At 58.2% G+C, this 12945-nt stretch carries 13 protein-coding genes; 7 read left to right on the top strand and 6 right to left on the bottom strand.

Annotated features, from left to right (window positions below):
• Positions 1-64: 64 nt before the first annotated feature.
• Positions 65-829, top strand: a complete 765-nt coding sequence (locus tag H6F59_RS04105) for a histidine phosphatase family protein (RefSeq protein ID WP_190695480.1) — start codon at positions 65-67, stop codon at positions 827-829.
• Here the strand turns inward: H6F59_RS04105 and ubiG are convergent.
• Both ubiG and H6F59_RS04095 read right to left on the bottom strand, forming a co-directional pair.
• Positions 826-1623 carry a bifunctional 2-polyprenyl-6-hydroxyphenol methylase/3-demethylubiquinol 3-O-methyltransferase UbiG gene (gene ubiG / locus H6F59_RS04100; RefSeq protein WP_190695476.1) on the bottom strand — a complete coding sequence of 266 codons (798 nt, stop codon included), beginning with the start codon at positions 1621-1623 and terminating at the stop codon, positions 826-828. The two genes, H6F59_RS04105 and ubiG, sit on opposite strands and share 4 nt — an antisense overlap.
• 28 nt (positions 1624-1651) lie before the next feature.
• On the bottom strand, positions 1652-2641 hold the full coding sequence (locus tag H6F59_RS04095; protein WP_190695472.1) for a hypothetical protein: 990 nt from the start codon (positions 2639-2641) through the stop codon (positions 1652-1654).
• Positions 2642-2847: 206 nt separating this feature from the next.
• Here H6F59_RS04095 and H6F59_RS04090 point away from each other — a divergent pair, with 206 nt between their 5' ends.
• Positions 2848-3465: a GNAT family N-acetyltransferase gene (locus H6F59_RS04090; protein WP_190695467.1), complete on the top strand. Its 618-nt coding sequence runs from the start codon at positions 2848-2850 to the stop codon at positions 3463-3465.
• Between the two features lie 284 nt (positions 3466-3749).
• A complete protein-coding gene (locus H6F59_RS04085; protein WP_190695464.1) occupies positions 3750-4238 on the top strand; it encodes a hypothetical protein in 489 nt (162 codons plus the stop codon).
• Positions 4239-4297: 59 nt separating this feature from the next.
• Here H6F59_RS04085 and H6F59_RS04080 read toward each other — a convergent pair whose 3' ends face one another.
• Positions 4298-5422: a histidinol-phosphate transaminase gene (locus tag H6F59_RS04080; RefSeq protein WP_190695461.1), complete on the bottom strand. Its 1125-nt coding sequence runs from the start codon at positions 5420-5422 to the stop codon at positions 4298-4300.
• Positions 5423-5624: 202 nt separating this feature from the next.
• Here H6F59_RS04080 and H6F59_RS04075 point away from each other — a divergent pair, with 202 nt between their 5' ends.
• From H6F59_RS04075 to H6F59_RS04060, 4 genes are all read left to right on the top strand, one after another.
• Positions 5625-6707, top strand: coding sequence for a PIN/TRAM domain-containing protein (locus H6F59_RS04075; protein WP_190695458.1), 1083 nt, complete (start codon positions 5625-5627; stop codon positions 6705-6707).
• Positions 6708-6757: 50 nt separating this feature from the next.
• A complete protein-coding gene (gene aroA, locus H6F59_RS04070; RefSeq protein ID WP_190695455.1) occupies positions 6758-8113 on the top strand; it encodes a 3-phosphoshikimate 1-carboxyvinyltransferase in 1356 nt (451 codons plus the stop codon).
• A 111-nt stretch (positions 8114-8224) separates the two neighbouring features.
• On the top strand, positions 8225-8683 hold the full coding sequence (locus H6F59_RS04065; protein ID WP_190695452.1) for a hypothetical protein: 459 nt from the start codon (positions 8225-8227) through the stop codon (positions 8681-8683).
• A 156-nt stretch (positions 8684-8839) separates the two neighbouring features.
• On the top strand, positions 8840-9298 hold the full coding sequence (locus H6F59_RS04060) for a GatB/YqeY domain-containing protein (protein ID WP_190695449.1): 459 nt from the start codon (positions 8840-8842) through the stop codon (positions 9296-9298).
• A gap of 115 nt (positions 9299-9413) precedes the next feature.
• Here H6F59_RS04060 and H6F59_RS04055 read toward each other — a convergent pair whose 3' ends face one another.
• The 3 genes from H6F59_RS04055 to H6F59_RS04045 all read right to left on the bottom strand — a co-directional run bounded on the left by H6F59_RS04055 (position 9414) and on the right by H6F59_RS04045 (position 12628).
• Positions 9414-9923, bottom strand: a complete 510-nt coding sequence (locus tag H6F59_RS04055; RefSeq protein WP_190695445.1) for a transposase — start codon at positions 9921-9923, stop codon at positions 9414-9416.
• 101 nt (positions 9924-10024) lie between these two features.
• Positions 10025-10492, bottom strand: coding sequence for a hypothetical protein (locus H6F59_RS04050; protein ID WP_190695442.1), 468 nt, complete (start codon positions 10490-10492; stop codon positions 10025-10027).
• A 105-nt stretch (positions 10493-10597) separates the two neighbouring features.
• Positions 10598-12628, bottom strand: a complete 2031-nt coding sequence (locus H6F59_RS04045) for a serine/threonine-protein kinase (protein ID WP_190695439.1) — start codon at positions 12626-12628, stop codon at positions 10598-10600.
• Positions 12629-12945 lie beyond the last annotated feature (317 nt).

Below are 12945 nucleotides of genomic sequence, written 5' to 3'. Positions count from 1 at the left end.
GAAAAGGTCGCCCAATGGGCGACCTAAACTTAGGTTTGGGATAGCTTACTGTTGAGTCGAGCCGATGACTGTTCTCAAACTGCTGCTTGTGCGTCACGGCCAGTCGGTGGGCAACACCGAGGGCCGAATGGAAGGATGCAGCTCTACCGGGCTAACCCCCCTAGGCATGGAGCAGTCGCAACGGTTAGGCCAACATTTGGCCACCACCGGCTGGCACCCTACCCACATCTATTGCAGCCCCTTGGCACGCTCAACCGCCACCCTGGCAGAAATAGTCAAAGGCCTAGGAAAAGAGGCTTTTCAAGCTGCTAATGAACCGAATTCAGCCACACACGCCGCGATCGCAGGAACTCCTCACGCTACGACCCTAGCCTCTGATCAGACGGTACCCGTGACCCTGCTGGATGACCTCAAAGAATACGACGCCGGCATCTTTACCGGTCTGACCTGGGCAGAAGCCTGCGATCGCTACCCTGACCTCTGCCACCAGCTCGAAACCAACCTTGACTGGCAACCCATTCCCCAGGCCGAAACCCTGGAGCAGGGCCACAACCGAGCCCAGCGGGTGGTGGATGGGCTGATCGAGCGTCACTGTAACGGCGATCGCGTTCTCGTCATTGGTCACCACTGGATTTTGCAGCACGCGATCGCCTGTCTAATGGGCTGCGATCGCGCCTGGGGTCTACCCATGGCCAACACCGCCCTGTTTGAATTTTGGCTCGATCGCGATCGCTGGCTTCAACCCGGCCTCAACCGTCTCAATAGCGAACTGTGGCGCATCAAACGCTTCAACGCCACCGCCCACCTACACCATCCGCGCGAATGTTAACCTCGCTTACCTACCTGCTCCGCACGCCCCTTGACCGCCGTGCCGATATACATCACTCGCATATCACCATCAAAGCGCGCCTCAAACTTGCCCGTCGTCTGATATAGCCGATAGGCCGCCACCGCTTCCCTCACCGTGCTGCCAAACAGATTGAAGCCATCCATCTTGACCGCCCCAAAGCCCGCCTGGGTCAGCATGGCGCGCAGCTCATCGGGGGTGATGAACTTCTCCCAGTCGTGAATACCCACCGGAATCTGGCGCAGGATGTTCTCTAGCAGCCAGATCATGACTAAGCGCGATCGCGCCGTGCGGTTAATCGTGTCAAAGCAAAACAACCCGCCAGGTCTCAGCACCCGGCTGATTTCCTGCACCGATTTTAGGGGGTCGGCCACGTGCTCCAGCACATCCACACAGACCACCACATCAAAGGCAGCCGCCTCAAAGGGCAGCGCTTCTGCCACACCCCGGCAGTAGGTAATCAGCCAGCCCTCCGCCTCGGCATGGGCCTGAGCTGCCGCAATACAACTGGCCGACTGGTCTAGCCCCCAAACCTGAGCCCCTTGGTGAGCCAAAAACTCGCAGGTAAAGCCCCCACCACAGCCGACATCCAGCACCCTCAGCCCTTTCCAGTGGGGTATGACCCGATCAAAATATTCGAACCTCAGCGGGTTCAAACGATTGAGCGGCGCAATGGTGGCAGTTTCGTCCCACCAACGGGCAGCCTGCTGATCGTAAAAAGCAAGGTTGTTGCGCTGTCGTCCCAAATTCTTTCCTAGAAACTTCGCTCCCGGCATACAAAAGCCCCATCCACCATAGACAGTTCTAGAACTGAATCTGAGCATCCAAAATAAACGCATCCGTCAGCTGGGATACCCCCGCTGAGCTAGCCGGTTGCAGGCGTAGACGCTGCCGCACTACGCAACCCACCAAATCATCCACCGCGCTGCTGCCCGTGCCCTGTAGCAGCCGAACGTTGGAGATTTCGCCGCTGGGCTCCACCCGAATTTGCATTTGCACCGAGGCAGCCGGAACTCCCGCTAGCAGCGCGTCTAGGTTGGCAAACCCACAGCTCGATGCCAAAGGTCGCATGGCAATGGCGCTGGTATTTAGCAGCTGGGGAGCCGTTTCAGGAATATCCCTGCCATTGGGATCAAGGCGAAGACCCACGGGCACCACCTGTCCGCCCTGTCCTTCAGCTCCACCCGGTGCGGCATTCCCTGGGGGTGCTGATGGTGGCGGCGCAACGGGGGCAGGATTCTCCACCCCAGGCGAGCCCTCTGCTCCTGGGGGTCGGCTGACCGCTGGGGCGGGCACCACTGGCTCTGGACGGGGGGGAGCTGAAGCCACAGGTGGTGCCGATGTTGCTGGAGCGGGAGTCGGCTGAGGGGCTGGTGCAACCGGCGGACTATCCACTGGAGGGGCCGCTGGCTGAGGGGCTGGTGCAACCGGCGGTTCTGGCGTCGGGGGCAGGGGGGTAACAGACGGAGCCTCTGCTGCTGGGGCGGCCTGAGCGGCTAGGGGTGTAGCGGCATCTGCCGATGCCACTGCTGCGATCGAGGCTTCAGCTAAGGATGCGGCACCTGTGTCTTTAGCGGTCGGTCCAGGGGCAGCCTGCTCGGCAGACAACTCCACCAGCTGAATGGGTAACGGAGCCACTTCGCCCTCAGGCAGGGTAGGGGTTTGAATAGCAAGAGTACGTACCATACCCAGTGCTAGACCGTGGGTTAGCACTGAGGCCACAGCAGCCACTGGCCACAGCAGCTTGGGGTCGCGGTGGCGGGCAAAGGTCGTCAGAAATGGAGAGTTGGCCATAGCTAGCGATGCCCTCGCTAGGGCAGACCAAAGACAGTATCAGCGTTGTCGAGCTGTAAATAAAACGATTCTCTAGATCGTACCCCTTGGGCAGGTAGAGAAGGGTATATTGACTGCTAAGGCGATGGCCAAACGTCCGGTTAAGTGCTGCGCACTCGCTCCGCGAACGGCAGCGCTGGCAGTAGTTGTGTTTGCCGCAGAGGCTCATGGTACAGGCCGACCCAAATATTTCTCCCCTTTCGGCCTCGGCAGCACCCCAGCCGCATGTTCGCACAGTCACTTTGCGCGACCTCGATCGCCTTACCGATGTGCTCACCGCCAGCTTTTATAACCGCGACGGCTGGCGGCAGTGGGTATATCCCTTCATTCGACTCGGCATTTACGAAGACCTAAAGCAGCGACTCAAGGCCCAGTCGCCTCGCTACGCTTGCCTAGCTGCCGTCGCTATCCCCACCGCAGGTTCTATTGCAAGCAATGAAGAGGCAGTTGCTGGCACTGTTGAAGCCTCGCTACGCCAGCCCTGGCCCTGGCAGGGCGATCGCCACGTCTATATTTCAAATCTGGCTGTAGATCAAACCTTTAGGCGGCAGGGCGTTGCTCTTACTCTGCTGCGATCGTGCGAACAGGTGGCGCAACGGTGGGGTATCCGTGAGCTGCAACTCCACGTCATGGAAGACAACCTGGCAGCCCGAGCGCTTTACCGCAAGGCCGGATTTTCGGTCGTGCAGACCGAAGACTCACCAGCCTCGTGGCTAGGGCTACAGGCCCGTCGGCTGATGATGCACAAAACCCTACAGCTGCCGACTCATCCAACCAAGCCCTAGTCCAACCGGGCAACTTCACAGAAACATCAAGCTACAAGCAGAGAAATTTATCCCTACTTCAGCGTAGCTAAACACTTCACGGAGGGTCTGGTAGGCGTTTACCCTAGAATGAAGGCCTGGGCACCTCTGTAATCAGAGCACCCAAAAAGAACCCAGACTGTAGCTAATTGAGCTGTTGTCGCTACTATGTGACGGGGATGATCTCCAATTTTGAGCAGAATATTCCAGGACCTAGATACGGGAGTTCTCTGCACTCCCCTGGATTTTCTGCGGCATCTCGGCCTATGTGTCCCTACGCCGTTAGCCCAGTGGATAGCCTGTCAAACCCATTTTTTGAGTCTGGCCTGCTGTCAGAGGAAGATGACATTCTGGCTAGGATTCGCGGCGGCGAACTGTGGGTTGTCAACAGCCGCCGTCGCAACGGTTTGATTATCCACAAAGAGTTTTATACCGAGTTTGCCGGCCCTGGTGCCGCCGTGGGTGGTGGCCTGGATGCCGATTGCCGAGCCGTGATTCCCCTGGGCAGCCTGTCGCTAATTTCTCCCGAGTCGGCCGAGGCCCAGCAAAAAGCCCTCAAAATTCGCCTGCAGTGGGTGCGGCTGACCCAAAATTTCACTGATAAGCCGGTGCCCATCGATCGCGCCCAGCTCATCCTCGAACAGTTCAAGAGCTACTTCGATCAGAACATTGTCGACAACGTGCCCGACGAGGCATTTGCCCTGCTTGTGGGCGTGCTTCCCTACACCGTTCGCCGCGCTCGCGCCCTGGTGTAGGGGCAAATGGCATTTGCCCAACTACATTGCGGGTGATGAACAGGTTTCAGCGAAGAATCCTACAGCTGCTGCATGTGAGCTAAAGTTCGCTGATTCTCCGTCGGGGTGCCGATAGTAATTCTTAGGCCGCCGCCCGTGTGGCGCACCAGCGTTCCTTGCCTGCGCAGACAGTTGAACCAGCGCTCTAGCTCTGCGTTTGGGGATTGGCCAGAAGGCACTGGCGGTCGCCCGTAGAGAAAGTTGGCGTCGCTGGGCCAGAGATGTAAAGGGGTGTGTTGGGCGATCGCCGCCGCTAATTCCCGCCGTTGCTGCTGAATCTCGGGCACCACCGCCAATAACTCCTGCCGGTGAGCTAGAGCCAGTTGAGCCGCCGCCTGGGTAAGACTGGGCAGGTTATAGGGCAGTCGCACTTTTTCAAGCGCTTGAGTCAACTCTGAATTCGCCACGGTATAACCCACTCGATAAGCCGCTAAGCGAAATGCTTTCGAGAATGTTCGCATCACCACCCAGTTAGGCTGAGCCAGTACCTCCGCCACGGTGGTCTGCTGGCTGAATTCAAAATAGGCCTCATCCACCACAACCAAGATCTCGGGAGGCAAAGATCTGAGCCAATCCAACTCTGCGGCGGTGAGGGCGTTGCCCGTGGGAGAGTTGGGGTGCACCATAAACACTACTCGCACCGGCAATTCTGGAGGAGAGTCGATCGCCTGCTGCGCCGCTGCCAGATCCACCTCAAAAGTTTCCTCGCTCCGCCCCACCGTCACCACCGGAATGCCTAGGGTGCGGGCGAGAATGCCGTACATCGAAAAGGTGGGATTGGCCACCAGCACCGACCCTTCACCCCCAATGCAGGTGGCGATCAGCAGCGAGCGAATCAGTTCGTCAGAGCCATTGCCGACGGAGATGTGGTCGGCGCTAACCACGACTCTGCTGGCGGATTCGGTGACGTACTGGGCGATCGCGCTCTTCAATGCCCCATGCCCACCGTCGGGGTAGCGGTTGGCAGCGACATCGTGGTGCAGGTGCCAGGCCAGCTTTTCTTTGAGCGCCTCGGGCAGGTCGTAGGGGCACTCATTGGTATCAAGAATGTCGAAACTAGCTGGAGACGGGTCGTCTGCCGACTCAACATGAGGGGTATAGGCCGTCAGTTGAACCACCGCCGATCGCAAAAAGGGCAAAGCCATGAAGAACGCAAGTGCAGTAACCCCCCCATTATTGCAGAGCCGGTGGGGCGGCTAGGAAGATGGGCATTAGCGGTATACTTTTGCCAACCTGGCTCCCCTAGTGGCGTTTCGTCGGTTGCTTTTGATCCAGGGGAGTACACTGAGAGGGATAGGCACTCAGCCTCTACCCGCTGCAAAATCAAGGCCAGAGCCGCAGACCACCATGCTAGACGCACTGATTATATTTTCATTTATCCTGGCCGGGGCGGGCATTGGGTTCTACAGCATTGATCTGCTGCCCCAGCCAATTTTGCAGCAGGTCACCAACATTGAGGCCCTGGGTGCGGTGACGGCCGTGTTCGGTGGGCTGATTGGCACCGGCTTGGGCCTAGTCATGCAGACCAGCTACCGCCGTCTAGAACGCCAGGTTAAAGAACTACCGCCCGATCGCATTCTCACCCGCGCCGTGGGTCTGGTGCTGGGCCTGCTAATCGCCAACCTGATGCTGGCGCCGCTGTTTCTGTTGCCCATTCCCTCAGAGTTTGGCTTTATCAAGCCGATGACGGCGGTACTAGGCAGCGTGCTGTTTGCGGTGTCGGGCATGAACCTGGCCGATACCCACGGGCGATCGCTGCTGCGCCTGATCAGCCCCAGCACGCTAGAGTCAACCTTGGTGGCCGAGGGCACCCTCAAGCCCAGCAAAACCAAGGTGCTTGATACCAGCTGCATTATCGATGGCCGCATCGAAGGGTTAATGGAAACGGGCTTTTTGGAGGGGCAGCTGCTGGTGCCCCAGTTCGTGTTGCAAGAGCTTCAAAATGTGGCCGATGCCAGCAATGACCAAAAGCGCGATCGCGGCCGACGTGGGCTAGATGTGCTGAACCGCATTCGCGAGTCCTACCCCAACCGCTTGTTGATCAACTCCGTCGACTATGACGACATCCCCACAGTGGATGCCAAGCTGGTGAAGCTGGCCCAGGAACTCAACGCCATGCTGCTTACCAACGACTACAACCTCAACAAAGTCGCCAGCTTCCAGGATGTCGAAGTCCTCAACATTAATGACCTAGCCCAGGCTATTCGCCCCGCCTACCTGCCCGGTGACGACATTGATCTGAAGATTCTCAAAGAGGGCAAAGAGCCCTCCCAGGGCGTGGGCTACCTCAACGACGGCACCATGGTCGTAGTCGAAGAAGGCCGCGACTACATCGGCGAAGAGCTAGAGGTGGTGGTGACAGGATCCCTACAAACCTCCGCTGGCCGTATGATTTTTGCCCGCCCCAAGACCCCAATCGTGGCATCCTAGGCCGGACTGCAATAGGGTACGATCAGCATCGGCTTTTCATTACCGCTGCCATGACTGCCCGCATTGAGTTGACTGACGCTGCCCCGCATCAAACCCTGACCCTTGAATTCCCTGACGATGGGGTGGCGCTGCGAGGCCGGGTGCGGGTGCCGGGGGATAAGTCAATTTCCCACCGATCGCTGATGCTAGGGGCGATCGCCCAGGGTGAAACTCGCATTCAGGGCCTGCTGCTGGGGGAAGACCCGCGCAGCACCGCCGCCTGCTTTCAGGCCATGGGCGTTAATATGTCATCGCTTGAGGACGAATGGGTAACGGTGCAGGGGGTGGGCTTAGGCAATTTGCAGGAACCGACGGACGTGCTCAACGCCGGGAATTCGGGCACCACCCTGCGGCTGATGCTGGGGCTGCTGGCGTCCCACCCCGATCGCTATTTTGCAGTCACGGGCGATGGTTCACTGCGATCGCGCCCTATGGATCGGGTAATTAAACCCCTCAGTCAAATGGGCGCAGAGATTTGGGGCCGGCAGAATAACCGCCTCGCTCCCCTAGCGGTGCGGGGGCAGTCCCTCAAACCCATCCACTACCGCTCCCCCGTGGCCTCTGCCCAGATCAAGTCCTGCATTTTACTGGCCGGGCTGCTGACCGAGGGCGAAACCACTGTGACTGAGCCCAGTCTGTCGCGCGACCACAGCGAGCGTATGCTGCGAGCCTTTGGGGCCGACATTGCCGTAGATGCCGACACCTGTAGCGTCACCGTGCGCGGACCAGCCACCCTCACCGGGCAAACCGTGGTGGTCCCTGGCGACATCAGCTCGGCCGCCTTTTGGCTAGTAGCTGGAGCCATTACCCCCGGCTCCAATCTAGTCATTGAGAATGTGGGCATCAACCCCACTCGCACTGGCATCCTCGACGCCCTAGAAGCCATGGAAGCCGACATCACCTTAGAGAATCCGCGTGAGGTTACCGGAGAACCCGTGGCCGATCTGCGGGTACGCCACAGCCGCCTCAAAGCCACCACCTTGAGCGGCGACCTAATCCCCCGCATGATCGACGAGGTGCCGATTTTGGCAGTGGCAGCTCTGTTTGCTGAGGGCACCACGGTGATCACTGACGCCGAGGAATTGCGGGTAAAGGAGTGCGATCGCATCGCCGTTATGGCCAGCCAGCTTGCCCAACTGGGTGCCCGCGTTGAAGAACACCCCGACGGCCTTACCATCTATGGTGGCACCCCCCTCACAGGGGCCGTCGTCGACAGTTACACTGATCATCGAGTCGCAATGAGTCTGGCGATCGCCGCCCTGCGAGTCAAAGGCTCAATGCAGGTACAGCGGGCCGAAGCGGCAGCGGTTTCCTACCCGAGCTTTACCGCTACCCTGGCTGAGCTTTGCGGATTGAGCCTGGACTGAGCTAAGTTCATGCCGAAATCATGACTTAGACCGTTACCCTGGGCACACTCTAAGCAAGCCCCAGAGGCCAAGCCCCAGAAGCAATTTTGGGGCTCGACGTTCAAGCAACCGATGTGGCAACCGTTGAAAAACTTTGTCAATAGCCTTACCACCTATATGGCCCTCAGCCCCGACATGGTCGCCCGTCAACGGGTGAACCAGTGGCTGCGATCGCGCCGATGCCTCACCTGCGACGAGTGGTACCGCTACCATTGGACCCCGCCAGCAGTACGTCGGCCTCTGCCCAAACCGCTGATTGACTTTGTCTACCAGCAGCTCACTGCCTACTCCGGTCTCGAGATCGGCTGCGTAAAACCCAGCGATAACCTGGTTGACGATCTGTCGTTTCCAGCGGTGTGCTGGTTTGACTGGAGTCTCACCCTCTGCGAAGACTTCTATGAAACTTTTGATCTCGATATCAGCGAGTACTTCGACGAAACCCAGCTGTTCACCTGCGCTGATTTAGTAATTTTTTTAGAACAGCAGTTGGAAAATCGGAAAGATGAAGAGATGGAGGAAATGGGTGGATGAGGAAGATAAAGAGTGCTTAGATATCTGCCTTTTACCTTGCTCTCTTCCTTTATCGTCCTCGCCTCCCCATCTCCTGATCGTCCAACCAGCGGTTTGAATTAAAGTGAAAGGGTAGCCTACAGCGCGCCGTCGAGATAGGCGTAAGGAATCTTCCCCATGAGTCTAAAAGACCGCATCAGCGACGACATCAAAACCGCCATGAAGGCTAAAGATAAGGTGCGCCTAGAGACGGTGCGCAGCATCAAAAAAGTGATTCTCGAAAAAGAGTCCCTGGTGCGCCCCAGCGGACAAGATGAGCTCACCGCCGATCAAGAGCTAGAGGTGCTGACCCAGCTGGCCAAACAGCGCAAAGACTCCATTGAGCAGTACCAAAAGGCTGGGCGCGACGAGCTGGCTGCCCAGGAAGCTCAGGAACTAGCCATTATCGAAGAATATTTGCCCCAGCAGCTCAGCGATGCCGAGGTCGAAGCCGTCATTGATGATCTGATCGCCCAAACGGGGGCCTCGTCGCCCAAAGATATGGGTAAAGTGATGGGACCAGTCATGCAGCAGCTCAAAGGCCGCGCCGATGGCGGCAAGGTGCAGGCTTTGGTTAAGGCCAAACTAGCGGGCTAGAGCTGAGTTTAAAGCCTCTTAATCCCCCGTTTGTGAAAGCATAGGGCGATCGCTCTCAAGAGACCTAGCGATCGCCAGACCCCTTAAAACACTTTGCATAACCTTTTGGAGATGTCTATACAGTGGGCTGTTGGTTCTGGCTTTGCAGCTTATAGCGCAGCTCGGCTAGATAGTCATCGTCACCAATCAGGTGCTCGTCATAGTTGCGCTGCCACACCGACTGCCCCAGCTGGTTTAGCCGCAGGTTAATGCGCTTGGCCGCTACCGCTTTAAAGCTGGCAATAAATGACGACAGCAGCCAGGGTTTTTGGCCTTCGTGGAGGCCGGTTAGCCCAGCACCAACCGTAGCTGGCACTTGCAAAAAGACAACGCTTTGTAGGCTAGTGGGGGTGATCGTCCAGACATCAAGGTCGATGCCTTTGCGGTTGGCGGCAGCTCGTACCCACTCGTCGGCCACAATCTGGCCGCAGTCGTTGAGGCACAGCTGACCCTGCCTATAGTCGCCCAGTAGCGGCTGCTGCTGAAAGGTCGAAAGCCTGATCAGGTAAGGCTTAGGCGCAGCGGAATGAGTCAAAATATTTGCCCTCGAAGCAACTGTGGCGTAGGCGTTATTGCGTAGACTCATCAGCGCTAAACCATGAAAGCACCAGTTACCCTCTAGTCTTCCCAGCTAACTCGAGCCAGCAACAACCCGGGGCATGAAGTTATGGTGTTGTTGCGGCCGGTCTACAGACCATCGCTCAAGGCTTGGATGAGTTTGTCTAAATAGCTGTTGATAAGCTGAGCTGAGGTCTCGGGTAAGGCAGTCAGAACTTGAGCTTGCAGGCTACGGTAGGCGACGATCGCAGAGTCTTGTTTATGCAGGGCGCGGGTAATGTTCTGCATCCACATCACATACTCTTCCATAAAACCGTCGGGGTCATCGAGCAGAACGGCTTTGGCGATGCACTCTAGGGTATAGAGCATGTCGCGCTGGCACTTGGCTCCGTGCACTTGAACCACATCGCGATAGGAACTCACCATGAGCTGGCGCAGGGTGTTGAGCACCAGGGTTTCACTGTCTGCTCTCAGGCGAGTATAGGTCTTAAAACGCGTATCAAAGGACGCCACAAACTGGGCTAGGGGCCGTAGTTCTGAATCGCTTAGGTACCGACCGTCAGACTCCCGAATGGAGGTGCTCAGAATGTGGTTCATAACCGTGGGAAAGTGCGTTGACCCCAACAAATATCGCCCTAAGTTGCTCCCAAAGTTGCAAAAGGTAACAATCGGAAACGGTAGAGAGAGCAGGCTGTGCTGACGTCAATTGTTCTTTTCAGGCGGATCTGGCTGGTTAATAATGTCGTTGATGACGTTATCAACTGCCACGGTGAGGCGGTAGGGAATGACATTCTCTGATTGAGACACCACCACAATCTCGTAGTAACCTGACTGGGGCAGCTCTCCGGCCCAGGTGTTTTGTTGGGCATCGGCCAGAATATGGGGCAGCTCGTCGGTGGGCACCGGCACGTAGAGCGAGAGGCGGGTGCTCTCCGGTGGGGCTTGCAGGTTTAGTCGAAGCAACTGCTGAGCGGTGAGATTGACAACATAGATCTGGCCATGGCCAGGGCTGAGATTGCCTTCCTGCTGCTGGTTGAAGGTGCCCTGCTCAAAGGTAACCTCACTCAGGTTTTCGCCAGATTCCATGGCGTTAACTTGGTCTTGGGCCAGCGCAAACCAGATTTGGTCAACGGCAGTTTCGACAAAGCCCTCCCTTTCCCGCCCCGGAAACAGCTGGCCAAAACGGGCATCAGCCAGATCGTAGAGGGCGTTGCTGCTGACGTAGAGGGCGTTGACCTGGCTCTTCCAGCGATCGCTGTCGGTGGGGTTATAGCGGCCTAGCTTGCTGCGGGCGTCGGTGCTGAGGTTGGCTTCAATCAGGTTTAAATTGTCAGCAGCGATCGCATCCCACGCCGCTCGCAGGGGCTCATCCTGGGGCTGATCGGTAAGCTGGGTGCCCTGGCGATCGGGGTTTTGCTCATAAAACAGTTGGTCTGTTAAGCGCGAGATGTAGGACCAGTCAACGCTGAGGGCGACGGCGCGATCGCGCAGAGCCTGTTTGCGATCGCGCTCGGCCTCGCTAAGGTTGGGATTGCTGGTATCACTGCCACCAGGCGAGACGACTTCAGAGCCAGCCCCCCCAAACTGGCTCAGGGGATCGAGCCACCACCACAGCCCTCCGGCGGCTCCCACCATGACCAGCAGCCCGGCCAACGCAGGCCAGCACCCCGGCGATGTTTTTTGCACCGGCACAGCCCGAGGCGGCGGAGCCACTGTGGCCGTGGGGTCGTGGGCCATAGGTGGCGCATAGGGAGCCGCTGGGGCGACCGCCATCGTGGGCGCTGGCCTCGGTGGTTCGGGTTGGGGCGGTGGCACCGTGGGCTGCATGCGAACGGGCATGGGCTGCGACCTGGTCGCTGAGAGCGCGTCGGGGTGGGCCAGGTTAAGGGCAGCCAGCGCCTGCCCGGCGGACTGGTAGCGATCGCCCGGTTCGTGAGCCGCCAACTGAGTCAGCACCTGGCTTAGGGTAGCCGATAGCTCAACCTGCTCTGGCCAAACCCAGCGATCGCGGCGATCGTCGTAGAGGGCGTCGGGGTCTTTGCCCGTCAGCAGCACCAGGGTGGTCATGCCCAGAGCGTAGAGATCGGTAGCCGGGCTCACTTGACCTGATTCAAGCTGTTCTTCGGGGGCATAGCCCACGGTGCCCAGGCGGGTGATGGTGCCATCGGCGGCCTGGTAGGGCTGAGCTACCCCTAGCTGATAGCGCACATTCACCACCAGCTGCTTCACGCCGCCAAAGTCGATGAGCACCGGCCGACCGTCGGCATTGCGTTGAATCAGGTTGTCGGGCGAAATATTGCGATGCACGATACCTATGCTGTGCAGGTATTGCAGCAGCGGCAGCGTTTGCATCAAAAACTGCACCCCCTCTGCTTCGCTAAAGCTCTCACCAACAGCGCGACGGCGATCGAGCAGTTCCCGGTAGGTGGGGCCTTCGACGTAGTCTTGCACCAAAAACAGCCGTCCTTGATCCCTCAGCAGCTCACGAAACCGAGGCACCTGGGGATGGTTGATCTGATAGAGAATGCTGGCCTCGCGCTCAAACAGAGTTTGGGCTTTATCCAAAGCCAGCTTGCCGGGCACCTGAGGGTTAAACTCCTTCAGCACGCAGAGTTCTTGAAATCGGTGGGTGTCTTCGGCCAGGTAGGTATCGCCAAAGCTGCCCCGACTGAGCTGCCGCAGCACTCGGTAGTGGCCTCCGAGCAATCGTTCTCCCTGTCCTGCTTCAGCCATAGGTGCGTACTGCTGAACCCAGCTATCTAGTGTTGCGTTCGATGCATCTGTCACAGATTAGCGCAAACCCGCACTATTTCTGTGAGCGGCTAAAGTGGGTCACCCCGGGTGGCGCTGGGCATTGGTGCACCGCTGCTCAACTCCGCTCGGGCCACCGACTCGGCTGTAACGTGAGCCAATTCAAAGCGATTCCTAAACACAGAAATCTAAGTTCACTCCGGCGCTGTCGCGGCCCCACAGTCAGCAACAAGCCCATCGAGAGGCATTAAGTTCCTGGTTCTAGGGTGCAGCAACGAGGGAATAGCTCTCATCCCCAA

The organism is Nodosilinea sp. FACHB-141 (assembly GCF_014696135.1).
In the GTDB taxonomy this organism is placed as follows: domain Bacteria; phylum Cyanobacteriota; class Cyanobacteriia; order Phormidesmidales; family Phormidesmidaceae; genus Nodosilinea.
The sequence above is the reverse complement of the archived record's forward strand: the minus strand, read 5'-3'. Positions and strand labels throughout refer to the sequence as shown.